This window comes from Aminobacter sp. Piv2-1 (assembly GCF_037625995.1).
Lineage (GTDB): Bacteria > Pseudomonadota > Alphaproteobacteria > Rhizobiales > Rhizobiaceae > Aminobacter.
The window spans coordinates 32,542-56,461 of the sequence record NZ_JARKMU010000017.1 but is presented as its reverse complement, the minus strand read 5'-3'; the positions used below and the strand labels follow the sequence as shown (position 1 = coordinate 56,461).

At 59.1% G+C, this 23,920-nt stretch carries 18 protein-coding genes; 4 read left to right on the top strand and 14 right to left on the bottom strand.

The annotated features are described in order from the left end of the window. Window positions 1-12: 12 nt before the first annotated feature. The 5 genes from AmiPiv_RS23840 to AmiPiv_RS23820 form a co-directional block, all read right to left on the bottom strand. Complete coding sequence (locus tag AmiPiv_RS23840; protein WP_340041562.1) at window positions 13-1,752, bottom strand: phospholipase D-like domain-containing protein; 1,740 nt, start codon at window positions 1,750-1,752, stop codon at window positions 13-15. Next, window positions 1,749-5,177 (bottom strand): AAA domain-containing protein, encoded by a 3,429-nt coding sequence (locus AmiPiv_RS23835; protein WP_340041561.1) that lies wholly within the window; start codon window positions 5,175-5,177, stop codon window positions 1,749-1,751. Before AmiPiv_RS23835 ends, AmiPiv_RS23840 begins: the two co-directional genes overlap by 4 nt. A 78-nt stretch (window positions 5,178-5,255) precedes the next feature. Further along, on the bottom strand, window positions 5,256-5,393 hold the full coding sequence (locus AmiPiv_RS23830) for a hypothetical protein (RefSeq protein ID WP_340041560.1): 138 nt from the start codon (window positions 5,391-5,393) through the stop codon (window positions 5,256-5,258). A 155-nt stretch (window positions 5,394-5,548) separates the two neighbouring features. Then, complete coding sequence (locus AmiPiv_RS23825) at window positions 5,549-6,823, bottom strand: DUF4238 domain-containing protein (protein WP_340041559.1); 1,275 nt, start codon at window positions 6,821-6,823, stop codon at window positions 5,549-5,551. Between the two features lie 299 nt (window positions 6,824-7,122). After that, window positions 7,123-8,547 (bottom strand): DUF2235 domain-containing protein, encoded by a 1,425-nt coding sequence (locus AmiPiv_RS23820; RefSeq protein WP_340041558.1) that lies wholly within the window; start codon window positions 8,545-8,547, stop codon window positions 7,123-7,125. Window positions 8,548-8,648: 101 nt separating this feature from the next. On the opposite strand from AmiPiv_RS23820, the gene AmiPiv_RS23815 reads away from it, so the two are divergent. After that, window positions 8,649-9,290 carry a hypothetical protein gene (locus tag AmiPiv_RS23815; RefSeq protein ID WP_340041555.1) on the top strand — a complete coding sequence of 214 codons (642 nt, stop codon included), beginning with the start codon at window positions 8,649-8,651 and terminating at the stop codon, window positions 9,288-9,290. A gap of 172 nt (window positions 9,291-9,462) precedes the next feature. On the opposite strand, the gene AmiPiv_RS23810 is transcribed toward AmiPiv_RS23815, so the two are convergent. Next, a complete protein-coding gene (locus AmiPiv_RS23810; protein ID WP_340041553.1) occupies window positions 9,463-11,277 on the bottom strand; it encodes a hypothetical protein in 1,815 nt (604 codons plus the stop codon). A gap of 336 nt (window positions 11,278-11,613) precedes the next feature. Further along, window positions 11,614-12,546 (bottom strand): hypothetical protein, encoded by a 933-nt coding sequence (locus AmiPiv_RS23805; RefSeq protein ID WP_340041551.1) that lies wholly within the window; start codon window positions 12,544-12,546, stop codon window positions 11,614-11,616. Window positions 12,547-12,908: 362 nt separating this feature from the next. On the opposite strand from AmiPiv_RS23805, the gene AmiPiv_RS23800 reads away from it, so the two are divergent. Continuing rightward, window positions 12,909-13,748: a DUF2971 domain-containing protein gene (locus AmiPiv_RS23800; protein WP_340041549.1), complete on the top strand. Its 840-nt coding sequence runs from the start codon at window positions 12,909-12,911 to the stop codon at window positions 13,746-13,748. A gap of 2 nt (window positions 13,749-13,750) precedes the next feature. On the opposite strand, the gene AmiPiv_RS23795 is transcribed toward AmiPiv_RS23800, so the two are convergent. From AmiPiv_RS23795 to AmiPiv_RS23785, 3 genes are all read right to left on the bottom strand, one after another. Continuing rightward, window positions 13,751-15,088 carry a Shedu immune nuclease family protein gene (locus AmiPiv_RS23795; RefSeq protein WP_340041547.1) on the bottom strand — a complete coding sequence of 446 codons (1,338 nt, stop codon included), beginning with the start codon at window positions 15,086-15,088 and terminating at the stop codon, window positions 13,751-13,753. Between the two features lie 396 nt (window positions 15,089-15,484). After that, window positions 15,485-15,994 (bottom strand): thermonuclease family protein, encoded by a 510-nt coding sequence (locus AmiPiv_RS23790; protein WP_340041545.1) that lies wholly within the window; start codon window positions 15,992-15,994, stop codon window positions 15,485-15,487. 257 nt (window positions 15,995-16,251) lie between these two features. Continuing rightward, window positions 16,252-17,265: a hypothetical protein gene (locus AmiPiv_RS23785; RefSeq protein ID WP_340041542.1), complete on the bottom strand. Its 1,014-nt coding sequence runs from the start codon at window positions 17,263-17,265 to the stop codon at window positions 16,252-16,254. A 148-nt stretch (window positions 17,266-17,413) separates the two neighbouring features. Here AmiPiv_RS23785 and AmiPiv_RS23780 point away from each other — a divergent pair, with 148 nt between their 5' ends. Continuing rightward, a complete protein-coding gene (locus AmiPiv_RS23780; RefSeq protein WP_340041540.1) occupies window positions 17,414-17,782 on the top strand; it encodes a helix-turn-helix domain-containing protein in 369 nt (122 codons plus the stop codon). Between the two features lie 35 nt (window positions 17,783-17,817). On the opposite strand, the gene terL is transcribed toward AmiPiv_RS23780, so the two are convergent. From terL to AmiPiv_RS23760, 4 genes are all read right to left on the bottom strand, one after another. Beyond that, window positions 17,818-19,305 carry a phage terminase large subunit gene (gene terL, locus AmiPiv_RS23775; protein ID WP_340041538.1) on the bottom strand — a complete coding sequence of 496 codons (1,488 nt, stop codon included), beginning with the start codon at window positions 19,303-19,305 and terminating at the stop codon, window positions 17,818-17,820. A gap of 3 nt (window positions 19,306-19,308) precedes the next feature. Beyond that, a complete protein-coding gene (locus tag AmiPiv_RS23770; protein WP_340041537.1) occupies window positions 19,309-19,791 on the bottom strand; it encodes a DUF5681 domain-containing protein in 483 nt (160 codons plus the stop codon). A 164-nt stretch (window positions 19,792-19,955) separates the two neighbouring features. Beyond that, window positions 19,956-21,455 (bottom strand): site-specific DNA-methyltransferase, encoded by a 1,500-nt coding sequence (locus tag AmiPiv_RS23765; RefSeq protein WP_340041536.1) that lies wholly within the window; start codon window positions 21,453-21,455, stop codon window positions 19,956-19,958. 969 nt (window positions 21,456-22,424) lie between these two features. Continuing rightward, window positions 22,425-22,685: a hypothetical protein gene (locus AmiPiv_RS23760; RefSeq protein WP_340041534.1), complete on the bottom strand. Its 261-nt coding sequence runs from the start codon at window positions 22,683-22,685 to the stop codon at window positions 22,425-22,427. Between the two features lie 34 nt (window positions 22,686-22,719). On the opposite strand from AmiPiv_RS23760, the gene AmiPiv_RS23755 reads away from it, so the two are divergent. Then, window positions 22,720-23,661 carry an ABC transporter substrate-binding protein gene (locus AmiPiv_RS23755; RefSeq protein ID WP_340041532.1) on the top strand — a complete coding sequence of 314 codons (942 nt, stop codon included), beginning with the start codon at window positions 22,720-22,722 and terminating at the stop codon, window positions 23,659-23,661. Window positions 23,662-23,920: the final 259 nt, after the last annotated feature.

Genomic DNA, 23,920 nt, shown 5'->3' with positions numbered 1-23,920 from the left:
GCTGCGGCCATCTCATTCGAGCTCACGCTCGAAGGTCTTTAGCAACGACGTCGCCAGCTTGGGTCCCTCGAGATAGAGGCCGATTTCATCGAGCGGGTTGTCCTCGAGCCCTGACTGGGACCCCCAGTTCAGACTGCTGACGACGACGTGGTCGGCGTCCCAGGCTAGAAACTTCGCATGCAACTGCGGTTCGGGCACACCTGTGAGGTCCACTATGCCGTGGAGCCGTTCCCGATGCTTTGTGACGTGGCTGCGCTTTACCGGTCCGGTCCGGCGTGAATAATAGATGCGAACGTCGCTGAGCCGCCGGCCGGCGATCTCGGCGGGATCGAACAGCGCCGGGACCATGTTCGCGCCGACCTTGTTGGTACAGCAGACGAAGCGCTGTTGCGCATCGTGGGCCGCAACGCGCAGCAGGCGCTCATGGTCAGCGGCAAGCAGGATCGTCAGTGTCGCTGCCGGCGCTTCCGCCTCTTCAGACGTCGACAGCATGTTTCGCTGGCGCCGCAGCTCGGACGCCATGAACAGCAGTGCCTCCACGGATCGGCTGGCGCTTGAGAGCCTGGACACAATCTCACGGAGTAGATCAAGCCCTTCTGCGACCGCGTTGGGCTCTCTGAGTTCGGCCGAAACTTCAACGGCTGAAAAGGGAGAGTGGAGCCAATTGCACGATCCCATCATCACCACCGCGCCGTCGTGGCCGTCGTCAGCAACGAGGAACTTGGCATGGCTCTCGACCGGATCCCTCTGCACGAGGAGAAATCCTCTGGTTTGCCGTACCGCGGACAGGCGCAGATAGAGTTCCTGCATGGCAGCGGCGTGCTTGGAGCGATCGAGCGAGGTGCCGAAGAAGAGGTGGCATCTCACGCCGCGCCTGCACGCATCCTCCAGGGCTCGCACGATGCGGTCCCGACGATCCCGGCCCTGTTCATCGGACTGGGAAGCCACGAACGTGGACAGGACGAATACATTGGACTTGGCGGCGCCAACAATCTGCTCGAAGCGTTGCAAGTGCTGCTCGGCCCCGACAACGATGTCGCTGGCGCTGAGCCGGGTCTGGATAGATACGGGACGCTCGGGCGGCGGTGTTGTGGTCTTCGGTAGAACGCCGGTCTTGATCGTCGCTTTGAGGGCCTCGACGAGTTGGTCGCTCGCACCTTGCGGAAATACGCCAGATCCTACCTCATCGAGATCAAGCACGAGGAATCTCGCCTCCAAGAAGGAGCTGTTGGCTTGCACGCCGCGTAGCCATTCTCCGGGCCTCAGCATACCGACCATGAACTCGTTGACGCGTTGCATCATCGAATAGTTCGTCTCTGGTGGCTCCCCTTCCGGAAACCGAATGATTGCGCCCTTAGCGGGAAGCTTGGTGACGGGGATCGTGTCAACGTCCCTCGTCCTGAAGACGGAGAGTCCGACCTTCTCGTAGACTACACTGATGCCGATCTCACGATCGGCCGAGCGTTCAGGAAGTGCGCGGCCGGTCCGGATGAAGTCATGACCAATACTGCTGGTGACGAGAACTGGGCGCGGCGCGAGCCGGACTTCGACAAGTCCGAACTGCATGAGCCGCGCCACAGTCGAGCCGACCACCTGTCGGGGAATCTTGAGCGTCTCGGAGACGTGATTGATCGTCCCCGGGCTTCGGTCCAGTGACAGCAGGATCATTTCCTCGACCGGGCTCCAGCCCCAGGTCCGCTGGACGATGCCGGGTGCGCGATAGTGCCAGGCCGGGATGTAGATGTTGTTCATGGAGATGGCCTCCCCTGCTCATCCACGTGGATGATGGAGGCGCCTTTCCCAACCGGCGCAAAGTCAACTTCGGACAGCCGGGTCACTTCGTCGAGCAGGGTCCGCAGAAAGCCGAGTTCGTCATTGACCGCATCGGGGTCGATCCCCTCAACCGCGTTGCGTATGAACTGCCGGCTGGTGGCGAGAACGAGCTTGTGCTTGGCACGGCTGAGCAACACGTTCAGGCGTTGCGGATTCTTGATGAAGCCAAGGGCTCTGGTGCCCACGAGAACGTTGTTGCGCACGAGGCTCGCGACGACGACATCGGCCTCGCCCCCTTGGAAGCTGTCGCTGGTGTAGACGAACTTTCCATCACCTCGCGGGCTGCTGAAGCCAAACAGCGTGCCCGTGGATGTGTCGATGTGAGGCTTGAGCAGTCGTTCGAGATGATTGACCTGCGCCAAGTACGGAGACAGCACCACTAGCGTTGGTACCGGCTTGCCTTCGCGGATGATGGGACGCAGCTTCTGCATGGCGGCTAGAACCGCCGTCGCCTCGACTTCGTTTCGATACGAGCGTTTCGCCGTTTGCTCGAAGGCCCGGCGCTTGACGACGCTCAACGAGGGTAGGTCCAAAATGACGATGGGAGAAGCCGGAAATCCATCCACGCACTCGACGGCCGGTTTGCGAGCCTTCACGCGGTCTGAGGACACCAGGAGCCGTTTGTAGAAGGTGTTGGAAACCAGCTCGCAGATCGCTGGGTGCATACGGCTCTGCTCACGCAGCGTGTTGGCGATCGTGCTCGGACGCCCGCTATCCGCTGCGCGGATCTCCTCTCGCGCGGCAATCGACTTGAAGGGTTCTTCGAGCCGAGACGCAATGGCGAGAACGTCGCTGAGCAGAAACTGATCTGCCTTCAGGGCCTCAAGCGCCAACTCTACCTCGCTCGGCAAGTCGGAGATCGCGGCGAGCTTCTCCTTGGCATCGCGCAGGAGCTCACCCGCCCGGCTGGCATCGTAGAATTTCTGACGATCCGCCGCATCGAACGGCGAGAGCTGATTATGATCGCCGATGATCACCCGACGGTTCCCCAAGAGCAGAGCACCGATCAGTTCAGCACCATTGGCCCGTGCCGCTTCCTCGATGAAGACCCAGTCGAATTGCTCGCCGTCGGCAATCATCTCCTCAAGGATATGCGACGACGTAGTTGCAAGCGTCACATCCGACGAGCGCAGCATCAGATTGTCGGTGTCGCGGAGCGCGCGGTCGGCGGTCGATTGCTCGGACGTATCTAAGGGTTTGAGAGCCTGGATGATTTGATTGAGCTGATTGGCCATGATCGCAGCGCTGGCCGGATCCGGCTTCGACACCGAGCGCAACAGGGACTGCGAGCTCCGCCTCAGCGTGCTCTCTTTCTCACTGGAGCGCGATCTCTCGACGCGAACGACGATGGTGGGGGGCGCCGGTAAGAATTTGCGCAGCTCGTCCTCCATATGGACGAGCGTCTCGTGGTTCTGGGACGACACGAGGATACGAGCGTCGGGCGTCTCATGCAGAATGCTCTTCACTAGGTGCGAGATCAAAAAGGTCTTACCCACCCCGGGCGGTCCGACAACGACGTTGATGGACCTGCCCTCGACGATGGAGTCCCACGCCTCGATCTTGGACTTCTCCATGTCGGCGTCGGCTGGCGGCGCGCCAGGCGCAGCGATGTCGCGCAACACGTCATCCATTCGGACCTGCGCGGGATCGTCCAAAGCCCTCAGAAGCTCGACATTGGACCTAGCGGCGACAATGTTCTGCAGCCGTCGCCGGATGGCTCGCTCGGTGCCGGTGTCCTTACGGGGCCGCAGGAAAAGCTGTTGCCCGACCTGTATCGCGAGGTTGGTGCCGAATGCGAATGCGATCTTCCCGTTGATCAGGCTGCTGCCTTCGTAGCTGAGTTCCGGCACGCGCTCGCGGCCCATCGCCAGGCGCGCCGTTTGCGACAACGTCCAGTTTGCTTTTCCGTCGTCATCCTTCAGTTCGCGCCTGAGTGCGTCGGCAGCCCGGCGCAGCCCTATCGTTTCTCGCTGCGCATCTCGAGCGGCATCATCGGCGGGCGCCAGCCACACGATGTTGGCCTCGGCATTGGCTGTTGGGAGCACATGGACAGGATAGAGGCGAAACTGCTCCCTTAGCAGGGTAAAGGCTTCCAGGAGGATGAGCGCAAACCATACTGGAACGTCGCTCGTCCGGTCGGCAGACTGGACGGGTTCCAAGAGATCGCGCCAGTGCTTGGCGCCTGGTCCGAGGTTTTGGACCCGCTCTTCGGCGCTCGCTCGATTTCGGGAGAGATGCACTCGATGGACGATGTCGACAGCGCCGTGCATCCATTCGTTTGGGCGCCGCTGGTGTGCCGCTACGATCATCCCGATCGATTCGCTAATGACACGAACATGATAAACCGCCAGGTCCGTCATGAGGCGAACCGTGTCCTGGTCGGCCGGAACAAGGCGGACGCCGGACGACAGCAGATCGTCGGCAACAAACTGCATGATCGCACCGCCATCCGCTGCGGGTATCGTTCCCGACGACAGGGCCGGCAAATCGCTCTGAACCACGTCCCGGGAAGGATAAAGAACGAGCTCACCCTCCGAGCTGGAGCCAACCCTGTCGAGCTCGGTCACGACGTTTCTCAACTCGTCGAGGACGACCGCACCGTCGAACAGTTGAAACTGCGGGGGACTGGCCAGCCGTTCCAACATTCGGCGCTCGACGGAAAGTAGCGCGGGCGGGTTGTCACCATCGAGGCCGAGCAGCGCGCGGGCAACCGCAGACAGGTCGATCCAGTCTTGCCGGAACGAGATCACGCCAGAGGCGCGAAGCAGATGACCGGACTCCTTGAGATCGCCGTCTGCTATATGAACGCACGCCTCGACGCCACCGAGGCGATAATCAGCGCTGTCGTCCCGGTGCGAGAAAATCGAATGCAGGCTGACACCGCCGTGCACGATGCCGGCGTCGTGACAGAGCGCGAGCGCTTCTGCCACCCGGACCATATTGCGCCAGAAGACGCCACGACTTGCACTCGTAAGATAGCGCCCTTGCCTCGTCCGGCGTTGTGGTGCTGCGGAAATCGGACTCCCAGGGCCCGCCATGACGATGGCCAGCTCGTGCTGGTCTTCCACCGTTTCGAGAACTTCGACCAGGACGTCTCTCGCGCGACGGGAGGAAAGCACACGGCGAATGCGCCTCAGTCCACGCCCGACAATCACCCTCAGATCGTCATCGAGTGGAGTGCCCGTTTTCTTGAACAACCGCAGGAGATACGGTTCGCCGTCCACTACGCCCACAGCAGGTCGTAGATGAGAGTCCCACCCGCCCGTCAGCCGGGCAAATGAGTCCTCTGCGAATGTGAAACGTGCATCTAGCGGCGAATTCGTCTTCTTCTTGACTGCAGCCATATAGTCCGAGCCCAACAATACTTACCGCTTAGCAGATTCGAGAGCACCTTACCGCGCGAGATGACAACAAGCTGGGGATCATAACAAGACACGATCGTTGAGCTCCGCGTAGGGCGGAGGTGCCTCCGCATAGCCTCTGGCTGCATAGAAGCGGGCAACCCCGTCCTGCAGGGACTCGACCTGGCGCTCGAACAGGTGAGGCATGATGTCGGTCAACTGAAACAGCTCCGACGCAGGATACGTGAAGCTCGGAAACCCGGTCAGAAGGTGATCGATGTGTTCGCCCCGTCGTTCCTCATCGGCCGCGCCCCCGCCTTCACCTACGCCGATCTCGACCGGATCCTGAAGCGCTCTGTCCGCTCCGGGCGATCTCAATGGCGCTCGGCATCGAGCTGAACGCTGAGTGATCTCAGGCTCGGGTCGCGATGGACGACCCGAAACCAGCCGGACGCCGGGTCGCCAAATCGCTCCACCATCACTTGGCCCATTCCACGCCTCACCTGCCGGTCGACATACAGCTCGACCCGCAACATCCCCTTGTCGGCGGCGACCTGGGCGAGCAGATCGATCTGCCTGGTTCGTGCTGTCAAGCCTTCGCCGCTCTCGTCGATCTCTTCGATCGCCAGCGTGCAGTGATTGAAGGGACCAAAGACGACGAGGTGCGTCCCCGCGGGCATGCCCGGTCGCGGCGGCGGTGCGTGCCCCATTTTTCCGAGCTCGGCATGCGTCTCCACGCTCCGCAGGTCCTCGTCCTCCCGCAGAATCTCGCGTGCGAAGTCGAACGCATCGGTGTCGGCATAAAGATAGCCGGCGCTTTGCGAGATCTGGAGACCGTTAAGGTAGCGCACCATGTCGCCATCGATGGCGATCGGCTCACCGGACCGCAGGCCGTCCCGACAGCGGATCATTCTTGCCTTGCGTTCAGGCTCGATGCCTGCGCTCGCCGCAAGTTCGGAACGCTGGGCAATCGTCGGGCAATGCAGCGCAACCGTCAGGTCAGGTGAAACCGGCAGCATCACCATGACTCCCGGCGAAGTGAGCCCCACATCACCGTAGGGGAAGGCGTTGAAACGAGTGACGGGATGGTCCGAGATGATGAAGCGGTGCTCGCCGTCGCTCGCATAGAGGGCGGGATGAAGCCCAAGCAGGGCGACCGTGTGATCTTGCCTCTCAAGGAAGGCCTTGACCGCCCCAAGTCTCACTGCCACGTCAGAGGGCATGGCCAGGTGCGGATCGGCATCTGGATGGTAGCCGACCTGGCGCGTTATCTCCCGCAATTGCCCGGCCAGATACTTTGGTGTCGTTCGGCTGAAATGCGTCCGCAGCATTTGCGTCGCGAAGAAATCGGCCAGTGCAATACGATCATCCGCCGTCATCCAGGCCAGCGAGCGCCGCGAGACGATTTCGGCGACGAGGCGGGCGGAACGCGCATCGACCTCCTGGAATAGGTCCTCGAAGTTCCACTTGGTGTCGCCCAAGCTCACCGTATTGAAGTCGTTCTCGGAGCCGGCGTTGACAATCGACGCCAGAAAAGACCGGTCGGCCCGCTTGGCGAAAACGTAAATCGAGCGCCGTTCCGGATCGGCCGCAAAGTGCCGAAGCTGGGCCTGAGGAACGAAATGGTGCTTTTTGGATGGTCGACTCATCGTTGCCTGCCCACATGCCCCCCTCAGCGCTGTTGATGGTCGGAGGTAGTCCGATGCGCAGGATAGCATCAACGACCGCTTGCTTCCGATGACCCGACATGTCTCGCGGGCGTCGCGATTAACGGGGCAGCCCTGCTATCAACTTTGGCTCCCTTATCACGAGTCCGATTGCCTTATCCCGTCGGTCGAAGCATTGCCCTGCAGCGTAGACTACCGGTACGTCTGCTTGCAGCTAGCATCTCTCCCAAAGCTGCTAGTCCGCTAGCGGCCTCCCTTTCCGTCGCAGAGAGCAGAAATCGCTAAACGAAGAATTCTCTTGCTTGGGGATGGTCAGCTAATTGCGGGGGACGATAGGGTCGGGAGAATTCTGGGTCAGGCACGGCGGGCGCTTCGAGCCGTTCTAGGACGCTCGGATGCAGGCGAAACTCTGATTCAACAAGTCGAGGACGACGCTTCCATCTTCTCCTGAAATACCATCGATTAGTCATCCAAACCTCGTCATGCTGCAGGCCCAGCGCGTCTGGCGTGGTGACGAGAAGCTCCTCTCTAACGATGATCGAGGGAATGCAGGCCTTGAGCTCCCCAACCATCCACTCGAGCGCGATATCGCTCAGGCGGGACTCGTCTTCTGGGTAGCTGCCGCCAACATCGCTGTGACAGCCGGCGAACCAAATCTGGTCGAGCCAACGGGGCTTCTTGTCCCCATTTTCCTGCACGGCGGCGCGCATCCCCCACTCTACACGTGGAAAGTCGGCTCGGTTTTCGTCGATCGAGAGTGCATGGCGGGCAAAGCCAACCTTAGGTGAGAGCCACCGGTCGTAGTTTTCGCTGCGCCAATATGCTCGGTGCGTGTTGCGAAGGGCCTTTCGCCAATTTTTCGGATTCCAGAGGTTGAGCGGCGCGTCGGGATCTTCCTCGAAATAGCGTATTTGCCGTTTCACCGTTCGAACATATCCGATGAGTGCGGCACCGGTGAGCATTCCAAAAGCCAAACTCCATTCCCAGTGCCACTGAAAGAAGAAGCTGGCGGCGAGCAGAAGCGCGGTGCCGGCAAATGCCCCGCGGACTAGCCACGTCACCACCGCATTTTGAAGTGCCGCGACTGTATCGAAGACGCCAACGAAATCGGGCTCCACATTGCCGCGTAGATTTTCGGACCCGTCGCGGGCTGTACACCCATAGGCGAGTCGGAACCTCCGCCCCTTTTCTTCACGCTGCGCAAAGTAAGGCTGTTCGCTGCGCGGCTTTCCCGTGCCGTGACTATAAACCGACTTTACCGCCTCGGTCGCAATCGCGAAAAGTTTCGGGCCATATCGCGGAATGGGCGATCCATCGGAAAGTTGGGTTGGCACTCCGCATAGGTTCATCATGTTGGCGAGCGCGCGCACCGTGTAAGCGCCACGCGAAAAGCCAATTAAGACAATGCGATCGCCTGGCTCGTAGTAAGAAATGATCTTAACGTAGCAGTCGATCATGTTGTCTTCGATGCCCGCCCCCACGGCCGATTCGAGACCGCTCTTAATCTTTGAAGGCGTCACCCCCTCGATTTCACCGGCGCCGAGCCCTGGATCGTAGTAGGCGATTTGATCGCAATAGGAGATCGGCGAGGATGGGCCTGGCCGCATGGCGCGATACATTTTGTAAACGTTCGAGAGCCGTTGATCGGGACGAAGACCGCCGATTTGGCCGGTACCGTCAGCGAAAATCAGAATATTTTTGGCCATCCTGTCCCCACACGCATTATACAGGCAAGCCTATCAGGCTCGCGCAGTCAAAATTATCCCCCGCGAAGCGCCGACATGGCATAATGGAAAGGCGAAACGCTATGCGTTATACTGCCGTGCATGTTCCCACGTGGCTAGCGGTCATCTCTATCGGCCTGGGAGTGCTGTCGATCATTCTGTCGCTTGCGCTTTTGTCTGCCTCGGCACAGGAAGGTTTCGACATCGACTTCTCAGAGGTGCCGACGGTGCACTTCCCGGCAGGTGGGCAGATCGTGTCCGCGTACCCGGCCTTCGAAGACTACTCGTTCATGCTGTTTGACATTTGCGATGCCGTCGGTTTCACAATCGATGGTGGTGATTGCCTGATCTACCCGATGAACGCGTCCATCGGAGGCAATGCCCTCGCAACCGTCGTCGACGGAAACAAGGTCATCGTTTATGACCGCGAGCTGTCACCTTTGGTCGGCAGCGACGGTGCCGAAATGATCATCGCACATGAACTCGGGCACCATCACTGTCGACATCTGGGCAGGCCAGTGGATCCGCGCAAGGAACTCCAGGCAGATGCTTTCGCAGGCGCCGCGGCGAAGCTTCTGGGGAAGTCTCTCGAGGCCGCGCTGTCGACCGTACAAATCCTCGATAAACGCCCATCACGCACGCATCCCGATCGAAAGGACCGCGTTACTGCGATCACCGCGGGGTGGAACGATCCGGAAGCCGGGAAGGCCTGCATGCTGCCTTAGTCCTGGAGCAACGGCAGGAGGAACAGTTCGCCGAAGAGCATCTCCTTTCAGCTGGCTCAGTCGCTCTGGATTGTCGCTGGGATCGGCTAAGGGTTCGTATGCCGAATGGCCGCTTGTCGCTAATCGTGATCGAAAGCGGACAGGCTGATATCGGCCCCAATGCGAACTTCCCTTAGGGTCGGCAGACGATCGAGCCGGACACCCCGGCCTCGGCGCAGTCAGAGAAAAAGGACTGCAACAACCAGTACATTTGAACGAAGGACGGCCTCAGCCTTACTCCGTTCTGCGCATTGTTGAGCACATTCGTCACAGCCTGTTTGCTCAAGGATGAAGTGACGATGACCGCACGCCGAATGGCTTCTGGAGCGGATCTTGCCTGCGCAATCGCCTCGCCGAGATGGGGCGTGTTAGACCTGATGGTGCGAGATATCTGCGTGGCGTGTCCCTCATTGTTATAGAGGTTCGACCAACGTTGAACCTTCGCGTTCATCCGCTCAGCTGGAAAGGTCATGTTCCCCAGATTTTTGAGCGCTTGGCTTACTGCGATGTGGAACTGTCCCGCGCCGAGGGAAAGGTCGCCAGCTTTGGCGTGATAGAATGTGATTTGGGTGAGCGTGCCATCTGTCCGTAGGCCGATGAAGTCGGCCCATTCGTCATCGAGATCATCACAGACTAGGATTGTATCGGTGGCCGCCAGTTGGTTGACGACAACCCCAAACGTAGAGTCGGCGTCAAACGCCGTCTTGGCTGCGGTAAATTCCCCCTTCTCGCTCTCAACGCCGTCTAGACTTGGCTCTACGTGCAGGTAGCGCAAAAACGCCGCCCCACCGTCCCGAAGTGTCTCGTCACGGAAAACTATCCCGTCGATGTACGCGAGGCGCACGTCGTCGAACAACACAATGATGGCGCCGTTCTCATCGAGGTAACGGTAGAGTGGCTGGCGGTCGGGATCTGCACCCAAGGGAAACGCCGTTGACTCGACTTCAACGGTGGCTGCTACCGGTAGATCGAGCGAACGAAGCGCGATGCGAGTCTTATTGAGGCTGAGCGAAGCTACCTGCTCTTCGGTGTCAGGCAGTGTCGCGTGCCGCAGCTTATCGTCTCCCTTGATATCAAGCGGCCGGTCGAGTTGTTCGATGAGAGTGCGAAGTTCGGCGGTGGTTAGTTGGGTGGGGTTATCCCCAGCGCGAACAATCCGGATTGCTGGTGCATCGCCCGTTGCAGCGTCGGTCAAGCGCGATGTGTCGATGCCGAGCGCTGTTGGTTGGGCGACGGAGAGCGCATCAGCAAGAGTCATAGGTCGCGCAAAGGTCTGCAGAAAAGCAGAGACTTCTCCCGCGTCGGCGCGTAGGGCGTCGATCATCTCCTTGGCGAACCCAATGATCTCCTCGTACCCTGCCCGATCGGACCGGAGGGCAATGCGCCCCGTGCCGGGAGTTGCGGTCATGTGTGTGCCGTCTACGTCGACGCTGTATGTTTGTGGTGCCTGCCTGCGGCTACCGGCCGGACCGACGACGTTTGAAAGATCGGCAGCCTCGACCATCTTGTAGCGCATGGCGTGTCGCGAGATGGACATGTTGCGCGTGCGCATCTTCTGAAAAACGGCGTTCTGCTTGGCGATTGCGCGCTCGACCCGATTTATTGATACCGGTGCAAGGTATTTCGTCTTGAAGTGCGCCGGTATGCTCAGACGTGACGAGAACACGGCAACGTAGCTTTGATATTCGACGAGCATCACGTAGCCACACAACGTCTCTACGATGTCGGTCGAGTCGTCTAAGAATGCGGGCGCTCTCTCATACGTAAAGCATATTGCCGACCACCGGGTGTCCCCTGCATGCTCTCGTGTGTGGCGGAAGATGTTGTTCCCGGTCGCGCCGTGCGCGGCACGTATTGATCGAAATAGGTCCTCAATGGACTTGTCTGACAGATCGCGTCGGATAGAAAAAAAGACGGCCGTCTTTGCGACCGAGAGATCATCAATCATCCCAAAAGGCCCTCTGGTTGACGTGGCGAGAACGAAATACTCGAGCATAGTGAAGTATTGGGGTCTTTGGCTACGTGCGAGTTCGTCGGTGAAAGCCAGATCGAGCTCATGCTCGCCGGGCCGGCCACTGCCGGGATCCGCGAATACTGATTCGCGGAGAAGGAGCTGTCGGACGATTGGTTCCGGGCGCAGTTCACCCGCACGGTCGCTTCACTCGATGAGCTCTATCGAGGACCATGTCGAGGTTCAGGCCGGGCATCTCGCAGCACGGGCTGAGGTCTCTCAAAGACTGTCAGCAAATCGGTGGCAGACCGGTTTGTATTGCGCGCCGCCAGCTCAGGACGGAAGTTTCCAGCCGCAAGCACCGAAATGGTCGTTAACGATGGCTTCTAGGGCCACCTGGAACGTTGCCTCATCTTTCAATAGCGAAACGAGCTCACGTGCTTCACCCGGTTGATCGGCCCCGAAGAGCGCCAACGCACCTCTTACAATCGATTTACTCTCTTCTGGCCTTTTGATGCCTCCCTCAAAACGTGTGTCTTTATTTTGCACAAGCGCAAACCAGATGCCGCTGACTGCGTTCTCGAAATCATAAGAGAAAGTCTTTGATGATCTGGGAGGCGCGACCCGCAGGGCGGGATCGACAGCATGGTTCCCGCTGCTCATCAAAAATGCGAGCATCCGGCCACTCGTTATGAAATGAAGAACCTCACGTTCTGGGCAATTGCCACCATATATTCTGCACCCATCTCTTTTATGTGCGATGCCTTTGAAGCTGATGCAGTCAGAGAGCTTGAGATCGGAATCCACCATGAACTCGGACGTGTACTTATGATTCCAATACCAAGTGTCGTTCCGTTCCCGGATTGGTCCTTTATCAGTCGAAGGATCATATGGGGTTAGAAACTTAAGGTGGCTCACATCTTTGTCTGATATCAATATCCGGTAGGCAGCGTTCTGGTATGGCATCGCCTCAACCCAGTAGAAGCGCTTCCCTTTGATTAGTTCCTTCCACGGAAACGTGAATTGCACGGTGCCGTAGATCGATCCGTAGCTCCAGGTATTTGCTGACAACCAGACAACCGTGTGCCGGGTCTGGTTCATTTGGCTCTCATCGTAAACGATCCCCGCGCGAATCTTCTTATCTTCGAGAATGCGTCGCGCAGCGGCGGGGTGAACCACATGTTTAACATCCTCCAGCTCAGAGACGTCGTCTCCCCGATTGCCAGCTTTTGGAATCGTGATCTTGTAGTCGTCCCACACCGCCATAGCTACGCCCCATCATCCGCCTTCTTCAGTTCGACATAGCATCAATGTGCAAGCCGACCTATTCCAGTCTCCCGATCAGTTGAGCTCGGACGATGCGCGATAGGGCTTTCGTGAATTGCGAACGGCCGAAGAGAGGCGCTGTGCCGCTGCCAGTCTGAGCGAACCAACGCCAGCTTTTGGCACGCACGTCGCGTTTCAATATCAACTGCAATGACGTCGGAAGCGATCGCTGAAGTCACCCCGCGCTCAACGGCAGCTAACTGAGCCTCGATGCTGGAAACCAGACTGTCTGGATACGGCCCCGATCTTGCCCAAACGAATCCTTTGCAAGTTCGAGGACATAGGATTCCCCTAGGTTCCAAGTGGGGCGGGAAGCGAACTGGCAGATTCTGGGCGGCTACGCCGGGAAGGTTCAGCGGCGAGGCCTCGCGGAATTCGTCACGCCGATCGCCGTCTGCGTCTCCGAGGATCGAGCGCTTGATCGCGAGAAAGAGCGGAGCGGCACGAACCCGGATCCGCTACACAGGATCCGATGGGGGGCGTTAATGCGGCTATATCGATTCTTGAGTGCTGAGTACGGGTTCAGGTCTCTGCAGGAGAAGCGCCTCCGGATCGGGCGCATCGAGGAACTCAACGACGATTTCGAGTTCCTCGGGCTCGCGCTGGCGGAGAAGACGGACCGGATCGCGCTGCGGGAGGTGCGCCGTCACCTCCACGTCAAGAGCGGCGTGCTCTGCATGAGCGAAGCCTGGGACAGCCCGCTCATGTGGGCGCATTACGCCGAGAGCCACAAGGGTATGGTGCTTGGCTTCGACGTGCCTGAGCGGGCCTTCTACAAGGTCGACTACACAGGCAAGCGACCGAGCCTGGCTGACATGGGGTTATCGGCGCTGGACGATATCACCCCCGAGGACATCAAGCGGCTGACCCGGACGAAGGCCGATGGGTGGAGCTATGAGCGGGAGTATCGAGCGTATCTCGCACTGAAGGATGGCGTCGAGATCAACGGCGCGGTCCACTACTTTCTGCCGTTCTCGACCAACCTCCGCCTTCGGGAGGTCATCGTAGGCTCGCGCTACAAGGGGAAACGTCAAGAAGTGATCGATGCCGTCCACGACACAACCGTCGAAGTCTACATGGCCCGTGGTTCTTTCGAGGAATTCCGCATGGTTCGGCAGCGGCAGGACAGGATGTGGCCGTAGGCTCAATCGAGATTGATGTCGCCATCGCTAAGCAGATCGACGTCCGGATCATCACCATCGTCTTCGAGGTCTAGCCCGAAGTCGTCGTCCTCCAGGTCTTCCTTGTCCTCGCCCACATCGCCCCCGAGGGCGATGATAGTGTTGTTGAGGCGCCTGAGCAGGTCGTCGTAGGTGATGATGTCGATCATGTTCGCGTACTTGCGCTTGATGATCTCGAAGTCGAGCAGCTGGCTGTCCGTCATGTCGGCGCCGCCGATCTGGTCTCGGCCGACGATGATAATCGCCTTGGGGCTCGAGATGCGGATCGACATCCCTTTCGGCAACTGATCTGCATATCTCGCAGTAAGTGCCCTCTCCCCCTTCACACCCCACTTCGACAGGTGGAACAGGTATTTCTCGGCCTGCATGATGCTGCCGCTGAGCTCGGACGTAGGAATGCTGTTACCGCGATATTCGGACCTGCGCAGAATTTTGTCGTCAAACGGTTTCTTGACCTCGATGACATCCAGATTGCCATTGGAGTCGACCAAGGCGATGTCGATGAATCGGGAGGTCGTCTTCGTTCGATCGCTGTAATAGTCACTGATCGTAACGTTTTCGAGTACCTTAATGTACTTCGGGAACAGGAGGAGCAGGAACGACATCATCACGGACTGCCATTGGCCCTCTGACATGTCGGCCTTCGAACGGAGGGCCTCTTTGATATGGTCCCGAATGAGGATGTACTTCTCGATTTCCAGTTTCTTGAGGAAACCGAGATCGATCTTAGTTGATCGGCCTTTCTCCCTCTTGTCGAGGTAGTCCTCATAGCGACCACGTGCGTCCTTCATGCCGTCGAGATGGGCTGATAGGACGGTGTGCACCCGCGCTGCGGCATAGCGGGTCACTTCGTAGGTGTTGGGGAACTGCTCAAGCAGATTCTCGTAGACTGCCATCGGGATGGCGCCTTTGGCCGGCCCCCCAATGACGATGGGGTCGTCGTTTTCCAGGAGCGCTGACAGCCGGCGGAAGATCGAGATATTCCTCTCGGCCGCGAAGAGCGGTCGCCGGAAGTCCGTGCTCGACGGCATCAGGACATCATTGTCGATGCCCAGATACTGACTATGGATTCGGATATAATCGCCCTCGCGCGTGCCAAACCTGAAGACATACCAGTCCTCATCGCCCATGGGTTCAGAGGCAGTCGGCGGGTTCCTGAGGTCTTCGATGTCAAAGAAGAACACAGACGAAATCGTGACCGAACGCTTCTCTTCGAGGTCATTCCAGACCCAGTGATTTCCAGGTCGGTCAGCTCGATATTCAAAGTCGAGAGTTGTCTCAGTTAGCCTGAACTTGATCATGTTTCCCCCAACGGCGGGGCTAACTAATCCCCGTTCTGGCCAACTGCCAAGGGTTTACGCCTCCTGCAAGATCAACGGGCAAAAGTCATCGCCGTTCAGCTTGTACGGCACCACCTCAGACGCAACGTCGCGCTTGACGCAACGGAGTACGTCGGCTTCAGAAGAGACGGTTCTTCGGCGAGCAATCGTAGCCCACCGCTGAGCGTTTCCCAAAACCGGAGGGTCCGGACACGGCCCCATCTCGGTCATTTGCTAACTTATGCCGGATTGAGAACTCATCCCGCATTGGCCCCGCTCACACGAACATCATGACCACCAGGCAGCCTACGGTCACGAGCACCCGGCCGAAAGGGGGCTATCGGCCCTATGTAACTCGGTAGTCGAGGCACACGCGGCTTATCGGCGTTGTTTCCGCCATTCCCAGGGCGGCTGGAAAGAACCGGACCAGATACCGACGCGTTCGACTTGGGCGGTAAGTTGATGGGGCGCGTAGATCCCTTTGCTGTAGCGCGGCCAATCAAGCGCATGGCCGTGGCGAACCAGCCATGCGGCAATATCCTTGCCATCGGCGCGCCGGCAGTTGCCGACAATCCGACCGTAGCGATCCAGCGCGACGAACGAACAGCGGGATGGAGACGACTGTTGGAGATAGTCGGCTAGGGCCGCCGCAGAACTTGCGCCACAGCGGTAGGTTGCTCCTATTTCATCAGTGCATGTCTGGGCCGTTTCAGGCGCATCGATGCCATTGAGACGAATACGTTGACCGTGGATCTCGATGGTGTCGCCATCGATGACGGAGGCGCGGCCGACGAGCGGTTGGACGGGTGCCTTCGGTCTGGATGTCGACCCGTGGCCAAAGCCAGAATATCCGGCAGCCGCCGCTCCTAGAAGCAACAGTCCCACCATGATCGTCAGCCAGGCAGGAGTTAGGCGGCGCCGGGAACGTGCTGACCCAGTGACCAGTCGCAGGGATGATTGTTTCATGTTGAGTGCCTGCTTACGGACCACCAACTGCAGATCGTCGTCATGGGAGTGACTTGCAGTGCCGGTCTCAATTCCGGGGCTGAGCAGCGAAGGGGCCGTTCAGCGGGATCTTTGGAGGGTAACGCGCTTCCACCAACTGCAGCCTTGCGCGGTGGTGGCGCGTTCAAACCCGCGACCGCCTATCGCACGGAGACAATACCGAACCCCGCCGGCCCAAACTTCGGCAGCAGCTTTTCCCTGCAGTAGTCCTTGCCGCTCCCGGCGATGATGCCGACCGCAATTGCCAGGTAGGGTTCAATCTCCGCGGTGAAGCGGGCCTGATCGACACCATTTTCCTCAAGGTAGTCGACCAGCTTTGGTGCATCGAAATCGAATTGGCAGTGCTCTCCACCCTTGATCGCTAGCGCCGCGTTGAGCAGGGCTTCGTTGTCCAGGGCAGGCGAAGTCGGAGCGGGGTCGTTTGTTGCTTTGCGCAGGGCGTCACCGATCTCTTCGATTGACTTCTGCCCACACAACTCAAGCCCGGCATCGATCACCGCACTAACCAGTTCGACATGCTTGCCACGCTCGAGTTCTTCGACCGGTACGACCGTATCATTGTCCAAAATGATGCCATCCCCGTCGCCATAACGGACAAACTGCCTGGCCTTGCCATTGGCGGCGATGAAGCGGCCATCCATGGTGAACAAGACGGCATTGTTGCCGTCGGCGAAGCACACGACCTGTAGCGAGCTGCTGGCCACCGTCCAGGCCCCTTCTGGAACATCCTGTTTGACCAGGACTTTGGTCCGCGGCTCGAGGTAGGTGACGCGTTTGCCGGTGGCCCGATTGATATGGGTAAGTGCGACCACTTTGAGCGTGGGCGCGACCTGCGGTTCAGCAGTGCCTGCGGCCTGCGATGAGGATCCTGCATCGGCGGTTTGTGCTGCTGTTGAAGTGTCGGGCGCTGCTGCGACAGGTGCCGCCTGCGACGCAGATGGCTGGGACCGGGCAGTGTCTCGCGGCTCTGGCGCCCATCCGAGCGCAATCCCGATCAGGAAGGGTCCAAATATCAGCGTCGGCAGCCCAAGCAAAAGGGCCTGGAGCCGCGTGCGGAACGGTGGCACCGGCCTGAACAGGCTGGCGATAACCAGCATGAATGCGAACAGCCATCCAATAGCCAGGAAGGCCGCCAGCTCGTTTTCTACCCCCATGATTCGGTCTCCAATGTCGTCGACGTCCGCTAATCGGACCAAGAACAGTTGTCGGCCGAACATTGGCGTACTGTAGATACGAATTACAAGTCATTTCCGTATGATAGGTCAGTTCTTCGCTATTGTTCCCGGCTTCATGATACGGCTCATGGAGCTCAAACAGGCACTTGGACGACGGATAAAGACGCTGCGCGAGCTGCGTGGGCTGACCCAGAATGACCTTGCGGCAGAGCTCGACCGCAGTCTGGACGCGGTCTCCATGATTGAGCGGGGAAAGAACTGGCCGTCGGTTCCGACTATCGAGCGCCTCGCTGCAGCTCTAAAAGTCTCGACGACCGAGCTGTTTGATGATCTCGGCACTGCCGGACCAGCTAACGGCCAGGACCTCGTTGTGGTGGCGCGTGAGCTTCTGACCAAACTGGGACAGGCGGAGCTCGAGGTGGCCGTGGCAACGCTTGAGGCGCTGGCACGCAAGTCGTCATCAAGCGAAGTGCGACCGGCCAGGACGCCTGCCTAGAGGAGGCGGCTCGGCTGGCGGCAAATACGGTGCGACTACCTGCGATTGGTCACGCTGCGGCGTTCACGCACCAGGCGGCCACTTTGGTCGAACTTCGGAACGCGTTGGCCGAGTGATTGCATGTAGCGTAGAAACTGCTCGACGCTGTCGACCTGGTCGTCATGTCTTGAGCTGGGGAAGGCCAGAAGCTCCTTGAGAAAGGTATCACGCCACCAGGCATCCGCTGGAATCAGCATGCGGCCTTGTTCGATCATTGACGATACGCCCGCGACCCGGCTGGGCTTGTCACCGCGCGGTGTCGATTTAGGGTAGTGCGCTTCGCCATGTTGCAGACGTAGGTCTTTGATGAGCGAGAAGCCGACGCCGGCCCGTTCGATCAGGATGATGCCTGGTCGATGCTTGCGGGCGAGGCGGATCGCTTCTGTGCGCAGATCGGGATAGTCGAGCTTCTTCCGGCACAGGTCGAGCAGATAGTACTTTTGGCCCAACACGCCCCACGTGCTGCAGACTGAGAAATCGTTGTGCTCTTCCCCGTTAGATGCCGTGTCCCAGCTCTGAATGATCGCATCGAACTCTTCTGGTGGCGCAGCATAACTCTTGATCCATTCACGGCGGATCAGGTTGCCGGCAAGTGGCATCGGCTCTTGCTGGTATTGTGCGGCAAAACGCAGTTCTCCGACATCGCGCTTGAGGCATTTGAGCTGATGCAAGTCTTCGCGAATGGCCTGGATCGGTTCGTCGGCCTTGCGATGATAGACGCGCCGCTCGGCGCCATTGCCGATCCGGTAGTGGATGTTTTCTGTTGCGATCGCCGGGATTTTCAGGACAGTCCAGCCATGGTCATCGCGCTCCGTCAAATGCCCAACCAGGTCATCCTCATGCAGCCGCTGCATGACAATGACGATGGCGCCCTCCTTCTTGTTGTCGAGGCGCGACAACAGCGAATTGCGGAACCAGTCATTCACTGACGTTCGCTCTGCATCCGACATCGACGCATCGGCCTTGATGGGGTCATCGACGATGATGATATCGCCGCCACGCCCGGTCAGGGTGCCGCCGACGGAGGTGGCATATCGAAAGCCACCGGAAGTCATTGCCTGCTCGGTCTCGGTGTTTTTCCTGCTGCTCAATCGGGCATCAGGGAACAGTTGCCGATACATTGGCAGTTCGACAATGCGTCGGAACTCGCCTGACAGGTTCTTGGCCAGATCCTGAGAATAGCTGACGGCAATCACCTTGCGGCGAGGGTCTCTGCCAAGCACCCAGGCGGGGTAAGCGACCGTTGCCGTGAAGGATTTGAGATGGCGGGGTGGCAAGGTGATGATCAGGCGCTTGATTGCACCTCGCTCGACCTCTTCCAGATGCCAGGTGATGGCATCGATATGCCAGTTGGGCGCGAAGCCTTCACCTCCGAGTTCCATGAAGGATGCCTCGACGAACGCACTCAGCGACCGTCGCCGAAGTTCTCTCAACAAGGCGCGTGGGCGTGGCACATCAGGAACGCAAGACTTGGCGAGTGCCATCGGTCACCTCCCATGGCTCCTTGCGCCGATCTGTCGGTCGAACGCTTCATCGCCCAGGAGGCGACGCAGTTGTGCTTCGTCTGCGGCTGACAGGGGCTGTTCATTGGCTGGCTGGTTGGCTTCAACTTCATCACCAACCAGCATGGTGATGGTCTTCAGCGCACTCAGATCGCCCTTGAGAGCCTTCATTGCCAGCGATTTGACCGCAGCCTCCTTCTTGCTGATCCTGCGCGTTCCACTGCCTTCTCTGATCTCGACGAGTTGCTTGAGTTCCTGGCGCAAAAGCGCGCTGAACGACAAGCTTCCCTTTGGCCGGCCTTTGGGATTGCCGCTTTGCCCCGGCTTGAACTGTGACTTCCGAGGTGGCTTGCCATAGCCAACTTCGTAGTCGGACGACTTAGCTCCCTCTGCTTGATCACCGTTCGGCCGGGTCGCCTGCCGGTGCCGAATAGGCTGAATTTGAGCGCCGCGATCATCGCCGACCACGGATACTCCGCGCCGTGGATGGATTGGCGTTGACGGTTCCGAAGGAGGCTCCGACGGAGCTGCAGTCGCTGGCCCTTTCCGCAACCACGGTGGCACGCGCCTCGGTCTGCTAGGGTGAGGGGGATTGGGAACAGCCTCACCGCGCACTTTCCGGACGATCCTGGTCATGCGCGGCCTCCCTCGCTACCTACTACTTTTGCCGATTGTGCAATGACCCAACTCGGTGGACGCCGGCGACGACGTGGCGCATCGGGCAAGGCGCCCATTGGAGATGCAGGCGCTGTTAGCGAAACGACGGGCGAACGGCCCGCCTGCGGTATCGGGTCGGACAGTGGCATTTCTTCGCAGGAGGCCTCTCCCGCCTCACGCTGATCGCGCAGCGCTGCAAGGTCGAGGCCCGTTTGGGCATGGATGGCCTTGATGCCGAAGCGCTCTTCGAAGCGCCGCAAGGCGACGTCGACATAAAGCGGGTCCAGCTCCGCGCAATAGGCAACCCGCCCGGACTTTTGAGCTGCGATGAGCGTTGTCCCAGACCCACAAAATCCATCGACGACAATGTAGTCGCGTCGGCTGGCGTCCTTGATGATGTCGACGATCAGCTCGACCGGCTTGACGGTCGGGTGATCGGCCAGACTCTTGTCGCGGTTGCGACCAAAACTGCTAAACCCGGGTACATCCCAGACATTGGTTCGATTGCGACCGTGGCGTCCCAGTTCGATGTTGTTGATGTGGGCAGCGCCTGGCTTCTTGAAGATGGCACAAAGCTCATGGGCGGAGCGGTAGAACGAGCCCATTCCGCCCTTCATCTTATTCCAGACGGCCACGTTAAAGAGGTCATAACCCTGACTGCGGCCGGCCGAAAGCAGAGTCTCGATGTGCTTCCAGTCCATGAAGGAATAGATCAGACCGCCGGCAACGAGATGCTCCGACATGGCCGATAAGCTTGTTGCCAGAAACTGCTCGAACTGGTCGGCGCTCATCTCGCCAGAGGCCTCGGCAAATTCCCGGTATCGGGTCGCGCCAAGTCCCATGATGCTGTCGATGGCGACATTGTAGGGTGGATCGGTCACCACCAGTCTCGCCTGGCGGCCCTGCATCAAACGCTGCCAGGTCTGAGGGTCCTTGGTGTCCCCGCAGATCAGGCGATGGGGACCAATCTGCCAGATGTCGCCTATGCGTGTGATCGCGAACGCAGCAGGCACGATCTCGCTCTCGTCAGCCGGATCGGTACGATCAGAAGGGTCAAGCACCAGGTCGAGTTCGCCGGTGGAAAAGCCGGTGAGTTCCAGCTCATAATCACTGTCGAGGATCAGGATTTCCTCGAATTCCAGCCTGAGTGCATCGGTATCCCAGGCAACGCCTTCGGCCAGCTTGTTGTCGGCGATGCGGTATGCCTTCACCTGCGCTGGGGTCAGGTGATCGACCCTGATGACGGGCAGCTCGGAAAAGCCAAGGCGTCGCGCCGCTTCAAGCCGCACCTGGCCTGTCAGCACGGTCAGGTCGGCCTCGACGACAATGGCGCCGACAAAGCCGAACTCGCCGATGGACGCAACCACCCTCTCAATGTGCCGCTCGCTGACCTTCCGCAACGCGCGCTTGGGCACACGCAAACGGTCGATCGGCATCAGTTCGAGTTCGGGATGATTTGCGCGTAGTTTGCTCATGGCAATAACCTCCTCGCACCGCCAACAGGATGTCGCGGCATCAGATCAAGCTGGAATGTTCGCTTTGCTTGGCCATCGAACGACGGCGGCACGGCCTCCCATGGGGAAGCATGGTCAGCTTGAGTGATTCGCCAAGGGCAGGTCTAGTAGGGCCGGAAGTATTTTTTAAAGGCGTCGAAGCTGACAAAGAATTGGTGATGGGGTCGATTAATTTTTGGAATATAGAACAAATAGTGAAGGCTATTTTCAATCAATAATAATTCTGTCCATTGCGCGTATGCATCGAAAGAGTGTAAGATCAATCTCCGCAATTACGATCAGCCGTGGTGTTGTGAATTGCATTTGATGCGACCAACTCATCTGATGCGGTGTGCAGGTCAGCTTTGCCCTGACCAATGTGAAAGCTGCCGGGTCGGTAAGCACCCCAACTCGGTCATTGAGGCAATTTCCCTTTCGTCTGAAAAGCAGACGCGCCGTTAGGGCCGTGGCACCGCGGACACCCGACAGCTGCGCTAGTAGGTGGTCTGTTGACGGCCGACCGACCAATTTCGACCACGCCCTAGCCCGTGCTCGAAACCGATCCGCCTCGGCCACCATCCTGCGAAGGTTGTCGTTGAGGTGCCTCTGCGCGGTGCGTTCGTCGAGCCCTCACAGCCGAGCCAATGCGGTCACCGACGCGGACAACGCCTTGGTGGGGCAATTTTCATCCAACGCAGAAGCGAATGGAGCGTCGGTTTCGGTCAGCACACGATTGCGTGGCATCGCGCCGATCAAGGCCGATGCGCGACGGCTTCTCAGCTTCGGACGACCTACGGAAAGACGCGCTTACACGCGAACTGCCGATGGTGATGGCGCAAACCGACCTGGGCTGCCCGGTGGGTGGTTGGCTTTGTGGGTGGACCAAGTCGCGTATCGATTAGACAGCGGCCTCGTCCTGTTCGGCATGCTGCGGCCGTGGACGGAGGTGTTTCATTTCGCGGCGGCGAAGGACGCGTCATTCACGTGATTTTCGGCGGACTGCTGGTCTTGATCCTGTCTGTCGGAATGAACCTGGCGCGATCGGCAGTTTTCTGAGCTGTATTTTTCAACCGATTGCGGCTGCAGATCCGCGTTTTGAGGAGCGACCCACGCACGGGTCGCATGCAGAAAACCTATACTTATCAGATAGAACTTCAACATTGTGGGCATCCCCTCCGCCTGCCTAAGCTGACCGCCGTCGGCATCAGCCATCGCTGTTCGCCGATTTCCAAGGGAGGACTTAATAGTGATACGGCATACAATTCTTGCTGCTCTTGCTTCGGCCATCGCTTTCCCGACAACGGGGATCGCGGCTGACAGTTCGAACCCAATCAAAATCCCGACCCACAACTGGTCGAGCCAGATCGTCATGAGTCACGTGGTTGGCAACATCTTTGAAAAGCTCGGCAACAAGGTCGAGTACGTCGAGACCGATGCAAACGCCACCTATGACATGATCCGCAAGGGCGAGGTGACGCTTGAAGTGGAGGTTTGGGAGGGCGTTTTTGGCAAGCTTTTCGACAAAGCAAAGAGCGAGGGCGGGCTGGTCGACGCTGGCTCTCACACCGCCACGACACGCGAAGAGTGGTGGTATCCCGACTTTGTCGAAGCCGCGTGTCCTGGCTTGCCGGACTGGAAGGCTCTCAACGAATGCGCGAAGCTCTTCGCGACCACGGACACGAAGGGCGAAGGCATGTTCCTCGCTGGGCCGAAAGACTGGCCGCAGCACCACGAGGAGCGCATTGATGCGCTCGATCTGAATTTCAAGATGGTGCACGCAGCTTCAGCCGAGGCATTGTGGAACGCGATCACCGATGCCGAGAAGGCTGGAAAGCCGATCGTCTTGCAGAACTGGACACCTAACTTTGTCGAGGCGATCCACTCAGGCAAATTCGTCGAATTTCCACCCTATCAGCCCGGCTGCAATGACGACCCGTCGATCGGGATAAATCCGGCCAAAGCCTATGATTGCGGCGCCCCGTCGTCAGGCTATCTCAAGAAGGCGGGTTGGAGTGGCATGGAGGGCGAATGGCCGAAAGCCTATGCGAGTTTCCAGAAAGTCTCCTTCACCAACGCGCAGATCGCCGAAATGGCGAAACTGGTGGATGTCGACAAGATGACTGCCACAGAAGCCGCCGCCAGCTGGCTTGCCAAGAACGAGGCGGTCTGGAAGCCTTGGATCGAATGATCCGGCGACACTGGCTGCCTGAGCGGAGCTAGGAAGCGGCGGTGATTCCTGCCCGGACAAAGTGCAGAATCCTGAATGTCTGTCGGCTGCCGTAAATCTCTCTGCTTGCCCCCTCGTCCCCCGCATCGCGCGATGTCTGTCCGGACAAACATCCAGCGATGCGGGTCATCGCTCAAACTGTCGGACAGAACCTGAAAAGCTAAGAACCGCGCATTCGCCGGATCTCAAAAACATCATCGACGCCCAATCCCACGGCGTC

Excerpts from the sequence above, each read along its gene's own strand:
- AmiPiv_RS23785 (WP_340041542.1), bottom strand. The coding sequence starts at position 17,265 with ATGGGGGTAGAAAACGAGCTGGCGGCCTTCCTGGCTATTGGATGGCTG.
- AmiPiv_RS23780 (WP_340041540.1), top strand. The coding sequence starts at position 17,414 with ATGGAGCTCAAACAGGCACTTGGACGACGGATAAAGACGCTGCGCGAG.
- AmiPiv_RS23840 (WP_340041562.1), bottom strand. The coding sequence starts at position 1,752 with ATGAACAACATCTACATCCCGGCCTGGCACTATCGCGCACCCGGCATC.
- AmiPiv_RS23795 (WP_340041547.1), bottom strand. The coding sequence starts at position 15,088 with ATGATCAAGTTCAGGCTAACTGAGACAACTCTCGACTTTGAATATCGA.
- AmiPiv_RS23790 (WP_340041545.1), bottom strand. The coding sequence starts at position 15,994 with ATGGTGGGACTGTTGCTTCTAGGAGCGGCGGCTGCCGGATATTCTGGC.
- AmiPiv_RS23765 (WP_340041536.1), bottom strand. The coding sequence starts at position 21,455 with ATGAGCAAACTACGCGCAAATCATCCCGAACTCGAACTGATGCCGATC.
- AmiPiv_RS23805 (WP_340041551.1), bottom strand. The coding sequence starts at position 12,546 with ATGGCGGTGTGGGACGACTACAAGATCACGATTCCAAAAGCTGGCAAT.
- AmiPiv_RS23835 (WP_340041561.1), bottom strand. The coding sequence starts at position 5,177 with ATGGCTGCAGTCAAGAAGAAGACGAATTCGCCGCTAGATGCACGTTTC.
- terL (WP_340041538.1), bottom strand. The coding sequence starts at position 19,305 with ATGGCACTCGCCAAGTCTTGCGTTCCTGATGTGCCACGCCCACGCGCC.
- AmiPiv_RS23825 (WP_340041559.1), bottom strand. The coding sequence starts at position 6,823 with ATGAGTCGACCATCCAAAAAGCACCATTTCGTTCCTCAGGCCCAGCTT.
- AmiPiv_RS23815 (WP_340041555.1), top strand. The coding sequence starts at position 8,649 with ATGCGTTATACTGCCGTGCATGTTCCCACGTGGCTAGCGGTCATCTCT.
- AmiPiv_RS23810 (WP_340041553.1), bottom strand. The coding sequence starts at position 11,277 with ATGATTGATGATCTCTCGGTCGCAAAGACGGCCGTCTTTTTTTCTATC.
- AmiPiv_RS23820 (WP_340041558.1), bottom strand. The coding sequence starts at position 8,547 with ATGGCCAAAAATATTCTGATTTTCGCTGACGGTACCGGCCAAATCGGC.
- AmiPiv_RS23760 (WP_340041534.1), bottom strand. The coding sequence starts at position 22,685 with ATGGCTGATGCCGACGGCGGTCAGCTTAGGCAGGCGGAGGGGATGCCC.